18 protein-coding genes are annotated in these 18307 nt (G+C 67.9%); all 18 read right to left on the bottom strand.

Annotated features, from left to right (window positions below; genetic code table 11):
* Positions 1-3: 3 nt before the first annotated feature.
* A complete protein-coding gene (locus AB0H76_RS34760; RefSeq protein ID WP_357331318.1) occupies positions 4-660 on the bottom strand; it encodes a 4Fe-4S single cluster domain-containing protein in 657 nt (218 codons plus the stop codon).
* Complete coding sequence (locus AB0H76_RS34755; RefSeq protein WP_357331317.1) at positions 657-1484, bottom strand: hypothetical protein; 828 nt, start codon at positions 1482-1484, stop codon at positions 657-659. Before AB0H76_RS34755 ends, AB0H76_RS34760 begins: the two co-directional genes overlap by 4 nt.
* Positions 1481-1699, bottom strand: coding sequence for a DUF2997 domain-containing protein (locus AB0H76_RS34750; protein ID WP_357331316.1), 219 nt, complete (start codon positions 1697-1699; stop codon positions 1481-1483). Before AB0H76_RS34750 ends, AB0H76_RS34755 begins: the two co-directional genes overlap by 4 nt.
* Positions 1696-2136 (bottom strand): hypothetical protein, encoded by a 441-nt coding sequence (locus AB0H76_RS34745; protein ID WP_357331315.1) that lies wholly within the window; start codon positions 2134-2136, stop codon positions 1696-1698. The genes AB0H76_RS34750 and AB0H76_RS34745 overlap by 4 nt, the downstream gene beginning before the upstream one ends.
* 35 nt (positions 2137-2171) lie before the next feature.
* Positions 2172-3716, bottom strand: coding sequence for an AAA family ATPase (locus tag AB0H76_RS34740; protein ID WP_357331314.1), 1545 nt, complete (start codon positions 3714-3716; stop codon positions 2172-2174).
* A gap of 196 nt (positions 3717-3912) precedes the next feature.
* Entirely contained in the window at positions 3913-6207 is a 2295-nt protein-coding gene (locus tag AB0H76_RS34735) for a hypothetical protein (protein ID WP_357331313.1), read from the bottom strand.
* Positions 6204-6911 (bottom strand): HAD-IA family hydrolase, encoded by a 708-nt coding sequence (locus tag AB0H76_RS34730; protein WP_357331312.1) that lies wholly within the window; start codon positions 6909-6911, stop codon positions 6204-6206. The genes AB0H76_RS34735 and AB0H76_RS34730 overlap by 4 nt, the downstream gene beginning before the upstream one ends.
* Positions 6911-7201 (bottom strand): putative quinol monooxygenase, encoded by a 291-nt coding sequence (locus AB0H76_RS34725; RefSeq protein WP_357331311.1) that lies wholly within the window; start codon positions 7199-7201, stop codon positions 6911-6913. The genes AB0H76_RS34730 and AB0H76_RS34725 overlap by 1 nt, the downstream gene beginning before the upstream one ends.
* 3 nt (positions 7202-7204) lie before the next feature.
* Entirely contained in the window at positions 7205-8263 is a 1059-nt protein-coding gene (locus AB0H76_RS34720) for an HAD-IIA family hydrolase (protein WP_357331310.1), read from the bottom strand.
* Entirely contained in the window at positions 8260-9267 is a 1008-nt protein-coding gene (locus AB0H76_RS34715; protein ID WP_357331309.1) for an aldo/keto reductase, read from the bottom strand. The genes AB0H76_RS34720 and AB0H76_RS34715 overlap by 4 nt, the downstream gene beginning before the upstream one ends.
* Before the next feature lie 68 nt (positions 9268-9335).
* Positions 9336-11216, bottom strand: a complete 1881-nt coding sequence (locus AB0H76_RS34710) for a hypothetical protein (RefSeq protein ID WP_357331308.1) — start codon at positions 11214-11216, stop codon at positions 9336-9338.
* 252 nt (positions 11217-11468) lie between these two features.
* Positions 11469-12440, bottom strand: a complete 972-nt coding sequence (locus AB0H76_RS34705; RefSeq protein WP_357331307.1) for an AraC family transcriptional regulator — start codon at positions 12438-12440, stop codon at positions 11469-11471.
* A gap of 157 nt (positions 12441-12597) precedes the next feature.
* Positions 12598-13752, bottom strand: coding sequence for a pyridoxal-phosphate dependent enzyme (locus AB0H76_RS34700; protein ID WP_357331306.1), 1155 nt, complete (start codon positions 13750-13752; stop codon positions 12598-12600).
* 25 nt (positions 13753-13777) lie between these two features.
* Entirely contained in the window at positions 13778-15496 is a 1719-nt protein-coding gene (locus AB0H76_RS34695; RefSeq protein ID WP_357331305.1) for a hypothetical protein, read from the bottom strand.
* Positions 15497-15697: 201 nt separating this feature from the next.
* Complete coding sequence (locus AB0H76_RS34690; protein ID WP_357331304.1) at positions 15698-16417, bottom strand: GNAT family protein; 720 nt, start codon at positions 16415-16417, stop codon at positions 15698-15700.
* Between the two features lie 183 nt (positions 16418-16600).
* Positions 16601-17407, bottom strand: a complete 807-nt coding sequence (locus AB0H76_RS34685) for an LLM class flavin-dependent oxidoreductase (RefSeq protein ID WP_357331303.1) — start codon at positions 17405-17407, stop codon at positions 16601-16603.
* An 82-nt stretch (positions 17408-17489) separates the two neighbouring features.
* The gene (locus AB0H76_RS34680; RefSeq protein WP_357331302.1) at positions 17490-17933 is read right to left on the bottom strand and encodes an SRPBCC domain-containing protein; all 444 of its coding nucleotides are present in this window, start codon (positions 17931-17933) and stop codon (positions 17490-17492) included.
* Between the two features lie 34 nt (positions 17934-17967).
* Entirely contained in the window at positions 17968-18273 is a 306-nt protein-coding gene (gene acpM / locus AB0H76_RS34675; protein WP_357331301.1) for a meromycolate extension acyl carrier protein AcpM, read from the bottom strand.
* Between the last annotated feature and the right edge of the window lie 34 nt (positions 18274-18307).

The raw sequence follows: 18307 nt of genomic DNA, 5'->3' as shown, positions 1-18307 counted from the left end.
CCATCAGCGGGTGCGGGGCCGGTCGGCGCGGGTACCGAGGCCCTCGAGCAATTCATCGAGGGCGTCCAGGGCCTGCCACCCGTTGACCGCGACGGATCCGTCGGCGTCGACGCGGATTTCGAGTCGATCCGGGGTGGTCACGAAATCGAGGTGCCGGTATCGGCCGGTGAGTGCACGCAGCTGCTGGTTGGTGGAGCCGATCCAGGGCCGGGTGGGGTCGAGGTTGTCGGCCTCGTACGGTCCGTCGGCCAGGAGGTCGGTGTTCTCCAGGAGGGCCCGGATGTCGGCGCGTGTGTCGGACCAGGCGAGCAGGTCACGGTACTCATAGCCGGTGAAGGTCATCACCGAAACCCCTTGCTCCCGTGCCGCACTGGCTACGTACGCGAGGGGCGCGGCCTGTTCGAAGGGCTCTCCGCCGAGCAGTGTGATGCCTTCGACCCGCGCCGCCCGCGCCGCGTCGAGCAGGCTCGCGGTCCACTCCCGCACCGGCACGACGGTTGCGCCGTCGGCCGCCCACATGTGCGGGTTGAAGCAGCCGCGACACCGAATGGTGCAGCCCTGCACCCAGATCGCGGTCCGGCGGCCAGGGCCCTCGGCCTCGGTGGCGGTGAGGACGCGGCTGACTCGCAGACTGTCCGGCGCGACTTCGGCGGGAATCACAGATCCAGCCTGCGACCCAAAGCACGTGTATCGGACGGCGTTTCGGCCGGTGACGGTAGATCGAGCCGAGGGCCCGGCTCGGACTGCGACGCCGGAGTGAAGTCCAAGCGTTCGGCGATCGTCGGCAGCTGGTGCGGTTTCATCTTCGTGACGGCGGCGAAGTCCGCCAGATCTCGGATACCGCCCGGCCGTGCACGCGCGGCGAGGACCGTGTCGACCTCCGGCGCGGACAGGCCGAGTCCGAGCAATTCGGTGACCGAGGCGCTGTTGACGGCGACCGTGGATGTCGCCACGCGAACCGGATTATCCGGCGCCGCGCCGGCCGGAGCGGGATTCGGGGCCCAGTACCCGCGGGTGTAATCCGCGATCCACTGCGGCTGCTGCTGCGGCACAGCCGGATTCGGCACGTTGTTCGCGTACTGGGGTTGCAGAACCGGATTCGGCGCCGACTGGTAGGCCAGGATTCGCAGGAACTCCTTGCGGATCATCAGCGCGTGGATGATCCCCCCGATCCAGGTCGCGAACAGCAAGCCACCCATCCAGGTGTCGGCGGTGTCCTGCGCGGCCGTTTGGACCGCGCCCGCCTTGATCTCGTTCTCCGTCGGCCCGCCCAGCTCGCTCAGGACGATCGCGGCGATGAAGGCCGCCAGGTAGACCGCGGCGGCGATCCAATAGGCGCGCTTCTTCGCGCGCACGGCGACATAGAGAAAACTCGCCCAGGTCAAACAGCCGATGAGGCCGACCGGCAGGACCCACAAACTATTGCGGATTCGCCAGCCACGGTCGGCCAGGAGAGCTTCCGGGGTCGGTGGGTAGCTCGTCATTCGTGCACGCCGAGCTGCTGCACGTCGGTGTTCACCTGCGCGGCTACGGTTTTCCACCAGTCCGCGGTGTAATCGCTGTCGACGGTGGTGGCGTCGAGTAGATCCTCCAGCGCCTGCACATAGGGCAGGCACAGTTCGCCGACCACATTGTGGGTTTCGGCGCGGATCCGGCCGTCCGCGCCGACGACGATGGTGAGGCGGACCGGCTCGCTCATCGACGCACCTCCAGCACCATGGTGACGGAACGGTCGGAGTTCTGTGTCTCCGACACCAGGTCCATCCCGGCCTGCGGCGCTCTGTCGCGCAGTTTGTGGAGCACTTCGGCCTGGACGCGCTGCCCGTAGGCCTGGTCGATCGCGAGAACCGTATCGACACAACGCTGTTCGTCGCCGGTGCCGGTGAAATGCGCCTGCCAGATGCCGTCCGCACCGCGCCGCAATTGCGCGACCAGGTCGGCCCACGCCGCATCGATCGCGTCGGGCCCGGACTGCATGGCCGTCGCGCCGGTGTCGCCCAGCGCCAGCGTCAGCAGGCGGGGATCACGCAACCGGGTGGCGACCGTGCACGTGTTCGGCTGCGCCGAACCGCCGGCCGACGCCGCCTTCGCCGCTGCCGCGACCGCCAGCGGCACCAGAATCAACGAGATGCTCATAGCGACCTATTGTGGTCACAAACCTTGCGATTCGGTTAACGAGTCTCGGGTAGCGCGAACGCCGAGGCCGACACCGCGCGCATTTTCGCCCACTCGCGGACCGCGGCGATCTGCTCCTGATGCAGCAGCGACAGCGGCACCGTCTGCTGGACCGCGTGGAACAGGTCATGGGCGGCCAGCGCCCGGCGCTCGGAGTAGGCGTCGAAAAGCCCGCTCACCACGACCTGTTCGATCTCCGCGCCGGAGAATCCGGCACTCGCGACGGCGAGATCGATGAGGAGCTGTTCGGTGAGTTCGAGACCCGCGGCCGGCCCGGTCAGGCGGCGGCGCAGATGCAGCAGCCAAATCGCCTGCCGGTCCGCGAGTTCCGGCAGATCGACGAAGAAGATCTCGTCGAACCGGCCCTTGCGCAGAAACTCCGGGGGCAGATTCTCGATCGAGTTCGCGGTCGCCATCACGAACACCGGGGCGGTCTTCTCCTGCATCCAGGTGAGCAGCGTGCCGAAAACCCGGGAGCTGGTGCCGGTGTCCCCGGCGCCGCCGGTGCCCGCGAAACCCTTGTCGATCTCGTCGACCCACAGCACGCAGGGCGCGCAGGCCTCGGCGGTGGCGATCGCCTGGCGCATGTTGTGCTCACTCGCCCCGACCAGGCCGGCGAAGATCCGGCCGATGTCGAGCCGGATCAGCGGCAGGCCCCAGGCGGAGGCAACCGCCTTCGCGGTCAGCGACTTTCCGCAGCCGGGCACGCCGGTGATCAACACGCCTTTCGGTGCGGCGAGCCCGTAGGCGGCGGCTTCGGACAGCCAGGCGTCCTGCCGTTTGGCCAGCCAGCTCTTCAGCACGGCCATCCCGCCGACATCGTCGAGTCCGATATCGGTGCGCACCAATTCCAGGAGGCCGGATTTCCGGATGGTCTGCGCCTTCTCGGTCAGCACCACCTCGACACCGGAGGCGGTCAAGCTGGTGTCCTTGACCATCGCCAGCGAAAAGGCGTTCTCGGCCTCCGCCAAGGTGAGACCGAGCGCCGCCTTCGTCAACCGGTCCCGTCCGCGCGCATCGAGATACACCGCCACCGTGTCCGCGTTCTGCGCGATCATGCCCTCCAGCAGCGCACGCAGCTCGGGCTCCCCCGGCAACGCGAAATCGACGACAGTGATGTCTTTTTCGAGTTCCGGCGGAATGCGCAGCACGGGTGAGACCAGGATCGCGGTGCGCGCGAGATCGCCGTCGCGGAACGCGCGTACCAGATCACGGAGGTTCCGCAACGCCTGCGGGTCCGCGGGCCGGGTTTGATCGCCGAGGAAGCTGTGCAGATCGTGGAACACGAAGATCGCCCGCTCCCCGACCTGCCGCGCGGTGCGCAGCGCCGCGATCGGGTCGGTGCTGCCGCGTTCCGGCGCCTGCCCGGCCCGGGCCAGACCATCGGTGACCGACCAGCGCCACACCGGGCGCGGTGTCTTCATCCCGGCCGCGGTGGCGACGATCTCGTCGAGTACTCGCTGCTCCTCGAACGTTTCGATATACAGCAGCGGGAATCTGGCCTGCAACAACTGGGTCAGGCCGCGGCGGAAGGAGAGCACCAGGCGATGGTATCCGCAGGGCAACCGCATTCTCCCTCGCGTGAGTAACTATGGGGGGTGTAAACGGCGCTGCCGAAATGGTCGAGACCGACGAGTTCGTGCGTCATCTCGGAGCTTTGGCGCAGGCCGGGGTCGCCACTCGGGAACCGGCCACCGAAGTCCGCTACGCCATCATGGGCGTGCTGTGCCTGCCCGCTCAGCTGCGGTCACGAACCAAGACGATCGAGTGGACGGCGATCGGGGCGGTGGCACTCACGGCGATCGTGTCGATCGCCGCGGCCGCGTTGGTCAGAGGCTGACTACCGCCGGCCGAGACCGCGAGTTCCAAGGCGGCGGTCATCGCGCCCAGATGGATTCCGAGCTCGGTTCTGGTGCCGGGGCCGAGATCGACGGTCATTGCCTCGGAGTAGAAGCGTGATGCGTCCGGGTGGCCGATGCGGTGCAGCGCCGCGGCGTGGGCGGCGGCGGACAAGGTCGAGCCGTGGACGGTGCGTTGCAGGTAGTAGTCGACGGTGCGCCGCCAGGTTCGGGCGCTGTGGTAGTAGCCGAGTCGCTGGAGTGTGCGGGCGAGGCGCTTGGGGGTGAGTGCGCTGCCGAGCATGAGCGTGTCCGCTTGCTTGGCTATTTGATAGTTGCGCGGATGGTCGTCGTCGGCCTCCATCAGGCGGTCGAGTCGGCCGAGGTCGCTGCCGTAGCGGTCGGACAGTTCATCCAAGGTCATCCAGGGCAGGTGTTCGTAGCCGCTGAATTGGGAGAGCACGCCCTCGTGGAACGGCACGAACATACGCCGGGACATGGTGTCCCACAACGTGATCTCATTCTGATCCACCCCGGTGCTTTCCCGCAGCGCTCCGCGGCGCTCGGCGGGCAGGTCGGCCCACAGTGCGGTGGCCAGATGTAAGGTGCTGGCGGCCATGACGTTGGTGTAGGCGTTGTCGTCGATGCCCGGCGTGGTGCTGTTCGGGTCTTTGTCGTGGAACTCGTCCGGACCGACCACGCCGCGTAGGTGATAGCGGTCGGTGGGTGCGTCGTGTGCGCTGTACGTGGCGTAGAAGCGGGCGATCTCGATGATCATCTGCGCGCCCTCGTCGTGCAGGTAGGCGATGTCGCCGCTGCGGCGGGCGTACCGGATGATGCTGTGCGCGAGGGCGGCTCCCTGATGTTGCTGCAAGACGGTGTAGTCGCGGTTCCACCGGCCGCTGAGTGGGTTCTTGACCCAGGCCACGGTGGTCTCGCTGCCGTCGCTGCCGCTCTGCCACGGATATCGGGCGCCCTCGGCGTGGCAGCGGCGCGCTTCTCGGCGCGCGGCGGACAGCCGCCGGTATCGGTAGTCGAGGCCGACGCGGGCCAGGGTGGGGTTGGTGCGGGAAAGCCATGCGATCGCGGTGGTTTCGTCCCAGAAGACCCGGCCCTGATACTCCTCGCCGTGCAGGCCGCGCGCGGGAATGCCGACGTCGAGCCGGGCGCTGTGCGGGCTCACGACCTGGTGCAGGTGGAAGGAATACAGGCGGAGAACGTCGAGATGCGGGTGGTCGGCGGGCAGCGAGGTCGCCGCCCACTGCTCGCGCCATGCCGCGATGTGGCTGGTGAAGAGGTCTTCGGGGCGGCCGGCGTTCGCGAGATCGGCGAGCGCTCGGTCCCGCAGGGCGCCGGTGGACCGGGTGGGGCTGGTGCGGAGCGTCGCGACCTTGTAGATGATCGCGGGCCGGTCCGGGCTGACATGCGTTTGCCGCGTGGTGTAGCCGTCGCGGGACGCGCGGTGCGGGGTCGAGCCCGTGGCCGCGTTGGGCACTGTCACCGTGCAGGCGAGGGCGGCGCCGACCACGGACTGTGTGGTGTGACAGGTCAGCCAGGCCACGGCGGCGGCGGGATCGGAGGCCTGGAATCCGGTGAGATGCCGGGTGTCGAAATCCTGGTAGCGCTCGACCTGTTCGTTGCGCATGTCGGCGTCGATGCCGCCCTCCACCTGGAGAAGTCCGCTCCAATTCTCGGCGTGCAGAGTCAATTTCTGGACGGCGAGGTGCGGGTGGACCGCGTGCACCGCGCGCTGCTCGTGCAGCCGGGTGCGGCGCCCGTCCGAGGCTTCCAGCAGGAGGTAGTGGTGCAGGATGCCGCGGTACAGGTCCAAGACATAGCGCTCCTCGAGCACCGCGTGCACCGGGCCGGGCACGAGCGGCTCACGGCCCGCGAAACAGCGCAGGGGAAGCCAATTCGGTAGTCGCACAGCGGCTTCGGCTTCGACCTCCTCGCCCTCGATCACGGTGTGCGTGCGGTTGTAGACCCCGGCCGCGTAGGTCCCGGGATAGGCGGGCGCGGCGGCGGAATCGTAGGCGGCCGCGCCCCGGGTGCCGAAGACGCCGTTGCCCAGCGTGCACAGGGTCGCGAATCGCTCGCGCTGCTCGGGGTCGTCCGAGGTGGGACGGAACGTCCATTGCCAAGGGTTGTCGCTGCCGCCGACGTCCAGGGGTGCCACGAGACCTCTTCTACTCATGAAAGGAGTTGAGCCAGGTCATAAAGAAGAATGTCGGGCTGCTCGGCGAGTAGATACGGGGCCTGGCCACAGCGATCGATCGCCACCACTCGCCCGAATTCGCCGTTGCGGGCGGCCAGCACCCCGCTCGGCGCGTCTTCGAAGACCGCGCATCGGTCCGGAGCGACGCGCAACTGCCGCGCGGCCCGCAGGAAGCAATCCGGTGCGGGCTTGCCGCGTAAGCCGTGCTCCCGGACGTCGATGCCGTCGACGACCACCTGGAAATAGGTCGAGAGGTCCGCGCTGTCGAGGACTTCACGACAGGACGTGCTCGCCGACACCACGGCGCACGGGACCCGGCGCTGCCGCAACTGATACAGCAGCCGCAGCGTGCCGGGATAGGGCTCGGCCCCTTCGCGCGCCAGGATCTCCGAATACAGCTCGCGTTTGCGGGCGACGATTCCGGCGACGGTGGGCGCTCCCGGCGGGTCGCTGTCGGACCCGTCCGGCACGACTTGTTGCCGGCGGGCCAGATACTCCCGCAATGCCTGCCGCGGCGGCAGACCGTCGAGTTCGTGGTAATCCGCGAGGACGAACAGGTCCGCCCCGAGCGTGGTGCGGATGGCTTCGTGCCAGGCCCGCCGATGTTGCAGCTCGGTCTTGGTGACGGTCCCGTCGAGATCGAAGATGCAGCAGTCGATTTCGGCGAGCAGACGCGGCACCATCAGTGCAGGCTGTTTCCGCGGACCAGGAAGTCCGGTCCGCTGCAGTACTGCTGGACCTCGGCCAGGAACTCTTTGGTCGAGGCGGCGTCGACGTGCGCCTGGAACGCCGCCTGATCGGCGTAGCCCTCGTTGATATAGAACCGGCTGGGGTTCCATTCGTCGACGACGATGTCGAAACGCTTTGTCCCGGGCTCGTTTTCGACGGCGGTGGTGTGCGCCCGAAGGGCGGCGTCACGGAAGGCGTCGCGCTTGCCGCTGTCGACGGTGAACGAAACAACAATCTGATACATGGTTCAGTCCTTTGCTTCACGGGACGCCGACATGGCGCGCAGGGCGGAGGTGAGGGTGAGGGTGGACGGGGTGCGCGGCGCGGCGGTCCACGCCGCATGGCACACGGCCCGCAGTGCGTCGAGCGCGCTGCCTTCGCCGTAGAGATCGAGCACGGTGGTGTCGGCACGGGCGGTCCAGCCGTTGCACCGGGAGGCGTTGTCGCCGGTGCGCGTGACCGCGGGGTGGCTGCTGAGCAGCCCGTCGTGCAGGTTGTCCGCGATGTAGGTGGGGCGCTGGTCGGGTGGCGCTGCCACGAGTTGCTCCGGATCGGTGATCCCGGTGAGGACCAGCAGGCTGTCGGCGCCGTTGCGGTATCCGGCGGCGATATCGGTGTCGAGCCGGTCGCCGACACACAGCGGCCGCTTGGCGCCGGTGCGTTTGAGCGCCGCGTCGTAGATGGGCGAATAGGGTTTGCCCGCAACGAAAGGAGTCTGCCCGGTACTGGCGCACAGCAGTTCGACCGCGGCCCCGTTTCCGGGACCCAGCCCGCGATCGGTCAGCATCGTGGGGTCGGGATTCGTTGCATACCAAGGTATTCCGGCGCGAATGGCCAGACATGCCTCGGTGAAACGACTGAAAGGCATGTCCGGTCCGCCGAAACCCTGGGCGACCGCCTGGGGCTCGTCATCGGCGGAATCCACCACGTGCAGGCCGACCTCGGACAGCGCCTGCGTCAGGCCTTCCCCACCGATCGCCAGGACCCGGGCGCCGCGGCCATATTGTCCGGCAAGCACTTCGGCCAGCGCCTGTGAACAGGTGACGACGTCCCCGGGCTGCGCCGCGACCTCGAAGTCGCCCAGTTTGTCCGCGACATCGGCCGGCGGGTGCAGCGAGTTGTTGGAGACGAAGGCCAATCGCATACCGAGGGTCCGCGCCTGCGCCAGCGCTTCCGCGGCCTGCTCGATGGGCTGCGTGCCGATGAAGACGACCCCGTCCAAATCGAGGAAGGCGCAGTCGTAGACGGTGGCGGGGGCCGCGGTCCCGGGCAGGAGTTCGCGCTCGTGCGCGGCGAGCAGCGTCACGAGGCGCTCCCGTCCTCGGAGTTGAATTCGTCGAGCTCGGACCACAGGCTGTCCGGGACGTCGGTCCCGAAGAAGTCCAGGTTCTCGGTGACCTCCTCGGGGCTCTTGCACCCCACTAGGACACTGGCGATCTGATGGTGACGCAGCGGGTACTGCAGGGCCGCGGCTTGCAGCGGGACGTTGTGGGACTTGCAGATCTCGGCGAGCTGACGGGCCCGCTCGACCTTCTCCTTCGGCGCCTCGTCGTACTCGTAGTGCGCGTGCTCGTCCGGATTGGCGAGCAACCCGGAGTTGAAGGGTCCACCGACGACCACCGAGACGTCACGTTCTTCGCAGGCGGGCAACAGTTCTCGCGCGGCGGGCTGTTCGAGCAGGGTGTAGCGGCCGGCGCACAGGATGACGTCGAGATCGAGATTCCGGACCATGCGCAGCAGGAAGTCGTCGAGGTTCAGCCCGAAACCGATGGCTTTGAGCATGCCCTGCGAGCGCAGGCCATCCAGGGTCGCGAACACCTCGTTCGCGGTGCGGTCGTCGAAGGTGGTGTCTTCCTCCTTCTCATAGAAGTCGCAGTCGTGGCAGTAGACGATGTCGACGTGGTCGGTTCCGAGCCGCTCGAGGGAGCCGGCCAGACCACGCTCGAGACCGTCCGGGGTCCAGTCCCAGGTGAAGGTGTAGGGGGTTTGTCCCTCGAACATGGCGGCGGGTTCGCGGCGTTCGCCGTTGGGCAGCTTCTCCAGGCGGCGGCCGACCTTGGTGGACAGACTGTAGGTGCCGCGGTCGACGCCGCGCAGGGCGTCGCCGTAGCGCAGTTCGCCCAGGCCGGTGCCGTAGAAGGGGGCGACGTCGAGGTAGCGCACGCCGCGGTCGAGAGCGGTGCGGACCGTCGCTACCGCCTGATCGTGCTCGACCGGTTCGTACAGGCCGGACAGGGCGACCGCCCCCAGCCCCAGTTGGCCTACTTCCACGTCCTGGCGGATGAGCTTGTTGGTCTGGGTGTGATCCATGAGATGCTCCTTCGCTGTTCCGGGTGAAGCTCGGAGGGGCGTGCAATCGTGCGGAGCCGCAGGCTTTTTCAGAGAGCGGAGGTGAGCGAGGCGACCGGCGAGACCGCCCGTAGGCGCACTTGGAGTTCTTCGAGGTCTTCCTGCCCTGCCAAGCGCTCTAGGACGTCGAGTTGCTCGGTCCAGGTGGTGTCGGTGTCGCGCGCGGCCACGCAGGTGTTTCCGGCATCGAGCAGGCGCATGGTCCAGGCCAGATAGGGGTGACGGGTGTCGCTGGGCCGGGACGCGATGTGTTCGAGCTGTTCCAGGAGGTGCTGCAACCGCTCGTCCGACGCGGCGCCGGGTTTGTAGCCGATGACGGCCTCGGCGAGTGCTTCGCGCTGCGGTTCGTCGGCGGTGGGCAGGGACCCCTCGTAGTGCATGCGGTCCAGGCGGGCCAGCAGCCACGCGGCCTGCCCGCGCACCGACGCTTCGGCGTGGTCGCGGATATGGCTCAGGCGGGTGATGTGTTCCTCGATGAACGGGCCGTGGAAACCGGTCTCGGAATCCTTGTAGTGCAGGGCACTTCCGATGCCGACCGCGTCGACGCCGGTGTAGACGACGTCGGCGAGCTCGTCGAAGCTGATACCAGCCGACATGTAGGTGAGCAGACCCGCGCTGTGCGCCTCGTGGACCAGGGTCGCGGCGTCGGCATGGCCGAGCTGTTCGATGATGGGTTTGCTGGGATGGGCGTCGCCGGCTCCGTCCCAGGCGACCTTGCCGAAGCCGCCGGCCCGGGCCAGCTCGATGCCCAGGCGTCCCACTCCGAGGCGGTCTTTCACCTTGCGGGGCTTTCCGGGGCCGCGGTCATCGACAAAGCCGTTGTTCAGGTTGAACGCGGCCGACAGCGTCTGCCGATGCGGATTCATCAGGGTGTCGGCGGCCACCGCCCGCATGAAGCACACCGCTTGGCCGGCCGTCATGTGCTCCATGGAGACCTTGCACTCCGCCGCCCCCGCCTGGAACAGTAGCGAGCAGACCGCCGCCATGAACCGCACGGACTTCAGCCGCGACGCCTCGAAGTCGCCTTCGAACATCGGGCGCCCGACATAGACCGACAGTGGCGCCGACGTGCCGATGTGCAGCCGCACGCGCGCGATGGTGTGGATGGAAGGCAGGCGGTAGGGCTCACACACCTCACGGTCTTCGCTCTCGGCCCGCTCGATGTGCTCGACGTGCACGACGGTGCCGTCCAGATACGGCGCCCGCATGGTGCTGCCCAGAACGTGCCCCTCGCCGGGGTCGGTGATCGACAGAAAGGTTTGGTGCGCGCGGAAACCCGGGACTCCCCACAGCTGGTAGTCCTCCTCCGGCCGCGCGCCCTGGTCGAGCAGCAGATAGGCGAACTGGACCGCGATCTCCTCGGTATGGGTGAGGCGCCGGCCTTCGGCCCGGGCAGTGGTCAACAGCTCGGAGACCGCTCTGAGGTAGCGGGACGCCGCCACCGGTTCGCCCCCGGGACCGTTGAGTTCGATCGTGACGGAGTCGCCGTCGACGGCGAGTTCTACCGCGCCGCGCCCGTGGTGCGCGTCCGGCGTGTAGTGCTCCTCGTCGTCCATGAATTCCCGCAGGGTGCGAAGAAGGTCGGGCCCCGCGGTGGCGGGATCGGCGAACCCGTCGGCGTAGGCGGCGCTGCGGTCCGCGAATTCCGCGCATTCGGGGAATTCCTCGGCCAGGATTCGCGTCTGCTCATGAATTCGCCGGACCAGGTCAGCGTCCGAGCGGCCCTCGGGAAGCTGATATCCGTGGTCCTGCTCGTAGTCGTGCTCCGATTTCTCGGCGTGCTGTTTCGCCTGCACCGCCCAGACCCGATCCACACTGTCGCGCACCACCATCAGCGCCACGTGGCGCAGCGTGCCGGTGGTCGCGGTGTAGGAGGTGACGGAAGGAACAGGGCTTGCCTCTGTGTCCATGCAGGCAACGCTAGTTCCGGGCGCGGCACCTCAGCGCCATCCGGACGGGAGGCCCGCCCGAAACCGGACGAAAGGTCTCAGCGGGCTGCGTAACCGATGCGCCCGCAGCGGCTTTGAGCGTGGCAGATCAGGTATTGATCGGCACTCGATGTCCTACGGTGTCACTTCCCGTGCGGTGGTGATCTCTTTTCTATTGCGACACGGGCAACGCCGGGAATTCGCCGCCGTGTCGGCACGATTTGTCGCCGGGTGTCACTTTTCGATCCAGGACACACCGTTTTCGCGATACTCCGCCGGACTCATGCCGGTCTGCTCCCGGAACACCCGATAGAACTGCCGGTCACCGGAGAACCCGCAAGCTTCCGCGATCGCCAGAATTGTCTGGTCCGGCGCCGTGACCAGCAGCTCGCGGGCGCGGTCGATGCGCAGCGACCGCAGCAACGCCATCGGACCGCCTTCGTGCTCACCCAGCAAGCGGAACAGCTTCCGGCGCGAGATCGCGCAGCCCGCCGCGACCCGGTCGACGTTCAAGCGAGGATCGGCCAGGTTGTCCCGCAGAAACCTCAGGACGTGCTCGCGGCCCACCGCAACGCACGCCGACTCCCCGGGGCGGTGACCGTTCTCCACCGCCAGGCCGGCGCCCAGTAGATCGAGACCGGCCGACAACATCGGCTCGGCGCCGAGCACCTCCGGCGCGGAATCGGCCAGGCTGCGGAAGTAGTCGATGACCAGCGTGCCGTGCCCGATCGGCTCCAGCACCGTCGCCGAGGGCATCTCGTCCTCGGCCAATCCGGAGACCTGCAGCAGCCGGGCCCGCGGAACCCGGATGAGAATGCCCGTGTAGTCGGCCGTCCGGAAGTCCAGCGGCCGGGTGGCGTCCGCGATCAGTAACGCTCCCACCGGAACTCGCAGGCACACATCGCCCGAGCGGACATCCATCGGGCCGCTCAGCGGGATACCGGCGACGGTGTACGGCGCCGCGCTCGTGTCGATATGCCGGCGACTGCGCCGCGCGAACTGTGCCGAGTGCATCGAGAGGCTGATCGTCAGCGGCTCCCACGAGACGCGCGGCACGATCCGCCCGTGGAACTGGCTTTCCCGCTCCGGCTCGATGGCGCAGGGAACGACCGATCGGCTCACCATCGAATTCCAGTAGTCGAACGCTTCCCGCCCGGAGGTCCCCGCCGTCGAGATCTCCGGGCCCCCAACGACAATCTCCGCCATCAGTTCGCTCCTCCGCACGATCGGTTCGGCCGGCCGGCACACGCGCCGGTGGTTCCGATCGGGTACTTCGTGCGCATCGGCGCGCCGGGTGGGTGCACATCGCGGGAGGGCGGCACTCGCACATTCTACGAATTACGGTAGCTCACGAGGCTGCCGATTATTCGCTGTTGGCCTCTTGACCCACGATGCCGGTCATCGTTTCGGAGGACTTGACCCCGGTGCCGGTGAGCACGACCACGGTGGTCTGACCCGCCCCGATGGTGCCGTCGGCGCGGAAGTGATCCAGTGCCGCGACGGCGACACAGCTGGTGGGCTCGGCGTACAGCCCGCGCGCGGCGAGCTTGCGCGCCGCTGCCCGGATCGCCTCGTCGGTGACGGCGACGGCCGCGCCGCCGGATCGGCGGATGCCCGCGACGGCTTCGGGCAGGCGGGGCGGGTTGGCGATGGAAGCGCCCTCGGCGATGGTGGGCATGCGCGGGCCGCGGACGGCCGGGTCCACATCGTTGACGGTGTCGGCGATGGCGGCCCAGTGTTCGGGCTGTCCGACGAGCAGTCGTGGCAGGCGTTCGATCTGGCCCGCGGCGAGCAATTCGTTGAACGCGATGTCGCATCCCAGCACGTTGCTTCCGGCACCGGCTACGAGAACGACGTTGTCGGGAGCGGTGAACCCGAGGTCCTCCCACATCTCGTAGGCCACGGTTTTGGTGCCCTGTAGAAAGAACGGGTGCCAGTTGTGGCTCGCGTACATGATCTGCTCGGACTGGCGGATCGCCTCGTCCGACACCTGTTCGCGGGTGCCCCCGACCAGCTCGATCCGCGCGCCGTGCGCTCGGGCCTGCAGAATCTTCGCCGCCGAGGTCGCGCCGGGCACGATGATCTTGGCTCGAATACCGGCGGCCGCGCTGTAGGCGGCGACCGCGGAGCCACCGTTGCCGGAGCTGTCTTCGAGGATGTGCTCGACGCCCTGGCCGGCCAGGTGCGAAACCATGACCGACACCCCGCGGTCCTTGAAGCTCGAGGTCGGGTTGAACCACTCGAGCTTGAAATGCACCCGCTGACCGTCCCAATCCAGCGGCACCATCGGGGTGCAGCCCTCACCGAGACTGACCCGGTGCCGGGGATCGACCGGGATCGCCGCCTGATAGCGCCAGATCGACCGCTCGGCGGAAACGATCTGATCAGGCGTGAGACCGGGGAGTGCGCCGAGTGCCAGTGGGGTGCCGTCGTCACCGCGCCAGCGCGGATCGGTGAGCTCGTAGCGGTCACCCGACCGGTCGTAGAGGAACGGGCCGGGCATGCGGGCGTCTGTCATCGTCGCGGTCTCCTGGCTCTGTCCGTCAGCGTGGAACGGTCTGCCCTGGTCGCAGCACCGCTCCGCATTCGCCCGCCTTCTGATAGTCGGGCAGCAGGTGCTTCAGCACCTCACCCGAGTATTGGCGTAGCTGCTGGAGTTGCTGCTCGTCGCGCACGACTTCTTTGCGGACCCAGTCCTCGTCCGCGCCGGACGACGCGTCGCGGAAGCCTTGGATCTGGTAGTAGTCGCGACTCATTCGGGGGTCGTTGGTGAGCCCGTTGAGCAGCCAGGCGCCGTGGGTGTGCACGAAGGTGGGCTTGCGCTCCTCGAAGATGTAGTCCTCGAGGCTGATGTCCTCGGTGCCCGCGTAGATGTCCGCGATCCGCGATTCGGTGAGCCCGGCCATATCGATGAGCCGCAGGCGCGAGGTCAGCGAACTGCCGCCCATGTCGGGGGCCAGCAGACTGCCCTGCTGGAGACCGATGATATCGGCGTAGCCGTTGACGTAGCGGCCGAATCGCTCGGCGATCCAGCACAGCGGCACATCCGAATCGGCGCGATAGGACTCGGCCGCGTCGGCCAGGGCGACGCCGGACGGGATCAGCGCGCCGACCAGTGTCAGCGCGACCAGCAAACGGCCGCGGGTGCGCAGCCGGGCGAGCAACTCCGCCGCCGAGATCACCACGATGAACGCGCCCAGCGCCCACACCGGCGTGGCGAACCGGAACTGCGCCATCCAATCCGGTTGCAGCACGCAATAGGCGACCATCGCCAGCGCCAGCGGAACCAGCAGGGCGACGACACCGTCGCGCCACCTGCCCGGCGCGGCCAGGGCGAGCCCGACCACTCCGACCGCCGCGATCACCGCGGGCGCCCCCGCGTACTGCACCAATTCCCCCGCCCTGGTCAGATCGTGCGCGGTCGGCATCGCCTGATGCTTGGCGACCGCGGTATTCGCGACGAGCCTGCCGAATTCGCTGATCCGCCACAACAAATACGCCCCGAACGGAATCGTGAACGCGATCCCGGAATACAGCACGTGCCGCAGCCCGGTGAGCCACAACTCACGTCGAATGAGAATCAGCGCGACCAGCGGATACGCGGCCAGGTAGATCAAGCCGTCGGGCCGGGTCAAGGCCGCGAACGCCGCTATCGCGCCCGCGGTCACCGCCACCGCCGGCGTCCATAGTCGCTCGTCCAGCACGGCCAGGAACAGGTGGACGGCCAGCGCGCACACCGCCAGCGCGAACAGCGAGTTCTCCAGGCCGGAGAAGCACCAGATCACGAACGACGGAATCGCGGCGAGCACAACACCGGTCGCGAACGTGACCAGCGCGGGCCACCGCGACACCCGGCGCGCCGCGAGGTAGCAGGCGACCAGGATTCCCGCGCAGCAGAGCAGCGCGACCGCCTTCGGATAGACGACGAAATCCGCGACACCGAAGAGCGTGCCGCGATCGAACAACCCGAGCCAGTCGCCGACGACCAGCACGACAAGCCAGGTGGGATTGGAGAAGCCCTCCACCGATTCCGCGCCGGGCTGCAACACCGGGCCGAGACCGCCGGCGACACTGCGTGCGTAGGCGAAGGTGATGCCGGCGTCGTCCACCAGCCACTGGCCGTATCGTGCCGCCTGCCAGGCCAGCACCAGCACCCCGCCCAGCACCGCCGCGAACGCCGCCCATCTCGATCGACGCCGTTCCCCCGAGCCCTGCTGCTGTGCGGCAGCAGCTTGCGGACGCGCGATCTCTACCTCAACCATTCATCAGATCCCAAGTTCGAGCGATGTAGCTAAGAACTTCAAAACCTTAGCGTTACTCACGAATCTTGCGACCCGACAGTGGTGAGAACGAACCACTCACACCGTGCCGAGCACCGCGGAACACTCGGTGCACCGCTTCGCCCACGCCTCGATCCCGGTCAGCCTAGGGGGTGTCGATGGCGCGCGCTTGCCCCGAAAACCTCAGGCGGTCACCGAGGCGCGTAGTTCGGCGAGCGACCGGCGCTGAACGCCCTGGCCATCGAAATTCTCGGGGGCGAGCCAGCTTTCGAAGGCCCGCTTGATCGCGGGCCACTCGGTGTCGAGGATGGAATACCACGCGGTGTCGCGGTTTCGGCCCTTGTAGACGATCGCCTGCCGGAAGATGCCCTCGAATTGGAAGCCGAGACGCTCCGCCGTTTGCCGCGAGGGCCCGTTCAGGCTGTCACACTTCCATTCGTAGCGGCGGTAGCCGAGGTCGTCGAAGACATAGCTCATGAGCAGGAACTGGGCTTCGGTCGAGATCGGGCTGCGCTGCATGGCCGGGGAGAACATCACGTTGCCGACCTCGACGACACCGTTGGCCGGGTCCTGTCGCATGAGCGCGAGGGTGCCCACGGCCGTTCCGTCGCCGTGATCGATCACCGTGTAGAACCGCGGATCATTCCCGGCCGCTATGTTTTTCAGGTAGTGCCGATAATCCTGCGCGTTCTCGAACGGCCCGACGGGCAGATAGGTCCAGTCGCGCCCATCGGGCCCGCTGCGGTAGGCGGCGTCCAATTCGGCACTGTGGCGCGCCGCGTCCAGCGACTCCAAGCGGCAGTACCGGCCCTTCAGCGTGACCGCACCGGGCAGCGAACGCGCTGACCAGTCCGGCAGCGGTGCGCCGATCGGCTGGTCGTACTCGTTGCGGCGGACGGACATTCGTTCCTCCTGGATCGGCGGGTAGCGGGCGGGCACGGGCCGCCTTCGGATGCCCGCCGGCGGTGCGCGACCAGCCGCCGTCGTTACCGCGTCCTCGAGGCGGAATTTAGCAGCGCTCGTCCGCTTCGAGTGGGATTGCGGTCCGCGTGGGGAGCCGATCGCGCTATCCGAGGAGAACGCCGACTATCGCCCGGCGAGTTCCGCCACGACGGGGGCGAACCGCTCGGCGAAGGCGGCGCCGAAGACGAAATAGGAGAAGCCGATCTCCTCGCGTCGGCGCTGAATCTCCTCGATGGCGGCTGCCGGGTCGTCCGGCAGCACGGTCAGTGCGTCTGCGGCGCGGAGTGCGGCGGGGTCGGTATCCGAGGGCGCCATGTTCGGCGCGACCGTGTCGCCGATCACCGGGACGGCAAGGGCGAGTTCGACCTTCCCGGTGGTGCGGAAGTCGTGGGCCAGGCGCTCGACGTCGGCGCGGGATTGATCGCCCAGCGCGAAGGTGACTGTGTCCGCGAGTTCGGCCGCCAGCGCCCGGGCCTTCGGTCCGTATACGGCCATCGCCACGGGTGTGTGCTGGTCGGGGCCGTCGAGGTCGCGCAGCCGCTCGACGGTCTCCCGGACCTGGGCCAGGCGCTCGTTCGGCGGCGGTACGCCGGGGACCCCCTTGTCGCGGAGTTCGTCTTCGATTCCCGGGCGGCCGGTCCCGATGCCCATCTCGAAGCGGCCGTCGGTCAGCAGCGACAGGGAGTGCGCCTCCCACGCCGTCAGCCAGGGCGGGCGGAGCGGGGAGGCGTACACCCAGGTGCCCACGCGCAGGTCGGTCAGCGCCGCGGCGGTGGCCAGCATCGGCCCGGGCGCCGGCTGCGTCAGCGGGTAGTCGGCCACCAGCAGTGTCGAGTAGCCGTAGTCGGCGATGCGGCGGACGTGGTCTCGCCACGTCGGCACGTCGGTGCCGAGCGAAGCGACAACCCCGAACCGGAACGGTCTCGTCATGATGGATTCCTTTCTGTGGTCCAGAGATAGCGACGAAGGCGCCATCCGGAATTCATCGGTGGGACTCTAGGCCGGTTTCGAATCAATGCTGGAGCACCTCGCCGAGGCGCGGCAAAAGGAGACGCTTCCAGCTCCGCTCCATCGCATTGCGCGCCATCTTCTGTCGACGGTCTTCGATGTCGAAACCCGTCTGTGTCAGCAGAAGCCGGGTGCCGAGGCCCTGCGGGCGCATCGTCCAGTCGACGATCCAGGGAGTCGGATAGTCGGCGTGAGGGTAGGTCCAGCTGTAGGTCAGCTGTTCGCAGGGGCGGGCCGCCAGCACCTCACAGACGATCTCGTTGATCGATGCGTCCGGGATGAGGAATCGGAAGCAGTTGCCGGCCGAGGGCGCGAATCCGATCGGACGAAGCAGCCACCGCTCCAGGAGGTCCGGCTGCGTCAACGCCCGCCACACGGCATCCAGTGGGCGCGGGACGAAGGTGCCGAGTTCGATCGCGGCCGGATTCAGTTGCGGGTCAGCGATCATCGACGCGCCCACTGGGAGAGCTGCGGATTTCTACTCACTGCGCCTGTCCCTCCTTGAATTTCGCTTCCACTTCCGCGACGAGATGCGGCTGGGCGACCTCCATTTTCTGGACGTAGGCGACCGCGTCGCCGATGGTTCGCAGGCTCGCCATGTCCTCGTCCGGGACGGTCACGCCGTATTTGTCCTCCAGTTGCACGGCGATCTCGACCAGCGACAGCGAATCGATCTCCAGATCCTCGACGAAGGACTTCTCGATCATCACCTCCGCGGCGTCGATGCCGGTTACTTCTTCGACGATCTCCGCGATGCCGGCGACGATCTCTTCCTGCGTGGTAGCCACGAAACACTCTCCTGGGTGTAATCACTTGTGCGCG

The organism is Nocardia sp. NPDC050712 (genome assembly GCF_040654295.1).
Taxonomy (GTDB): domain Bacteria; phylum Actinomycetota; class Actinomycetes; order Mycobacteriales; family Mycobacteriaceae; genus Nocardia.
This window is presented reverse-complemented; position numbering and strand designations above follow the sequence as displayed.

Bases quoted from the DNA above. Each gene is read 5' to 3' on its own strand.
- AB0H76_RS34755 (WP_357331317.1), bottom strand. From the start codon at position 1,484: ATGACGAGCTACCCACCGACCCCGGAAGCTCTCCTGGCCGACCGTGGC.
- AB0H76_RS34750 (WP_357331316.1), bottom strand. From the start codon at position 1,699: ATGAGCGAGCCGGTCCGCCTCACCATCGTCGTCGGCGCGGACGGCCGG.
- AB0H76_RS34745 (WP_357331315.1), bottom strand. From the start codon at position 2,136: ATGAGCATCTCGTTGATTCTGGTGCCGCTGGCGGTCGCGGCAGCGGCG.
- AB0H76_RS34735 (WP_357331313.1), bottom strand. From the start codon at position 6,207: ATGAGTAGAAGAGGTCTCGTGGCACCCCTGGACGTCGGCGGCAGCGAC.
- AB0H76_RS34730 (WP_357331312.1), bottom strand. From the start codon at position 6,911: ATGGTGCCGCGTCTGCTCGCCGAAATCGACTGCTGCATCTTCGATCTC.
- AB0H76_RS34725 (WP_357331311.1), bottom strand. From the start codon at position 7,201: ATGTATCAGATTGTTGTTTCGTTCACCGTCGACAGCGGCAAGCGCGAC.
- AB0H76_RS34715 (WP_357331309.1), bottom strand. From the start codon at position 9,267: ATGGATCACACCCAGACCAACAAGCTCATCCGCCAGGACGTGGAAGTA.
- AB0H76_RS34710 (WP_357331308.1), bottom strand. From the start codon at position 11,216: ATGGACACAGAGGCAAGCCCTGTTCCTTCCGTCACCTCCTACACCGCG.
- AB0H76_RS34705 (WP_357331307.1), bottom strand. From the start codon at position 12,440: ATGGCGGAGATTGTCGTTGGGGGCCCGGAGATCTCGACGGCGGGGACC.
- AB0H76_RS34700 (WP_357331306.1), bottom strand. From the start codon at position 13,752: ATGACAGACGCCCGCATGCCCGGCCCGTTCCTCTACGACCGGTCGGGT.
- AB0H76_RS34695 (WP_357331305.1), bottom strand. From the start codon at position 15,496: ATGGTTGAGGTAGAGATCGCGCGTCCGCAAGCTGCTGCCGCACAGCAG.
- AB0H76_RS34690 (WP_357331304.1), bottom strand. From the start codon at position 16,417: ATGTCCGTCCGCCGCAACGAGTACGACCAGCCGATCGGCGCACCGCTG.
- AB0H76_RS34685 (WP_357331303.1), bottom strand. From the start codon at position 17,407: ATGACGAGACCGTTCCGGTTCGGGGTTGTCGCTTCGCTCGGCACCGAC.
- AB0H76_RS34680 (WP_357331302.1), bottom strand. From the start codon at position 17,933: ATGATCGCTGACCCGCAACTGAATCCGGCCGCGATCGAACTCGGCACC.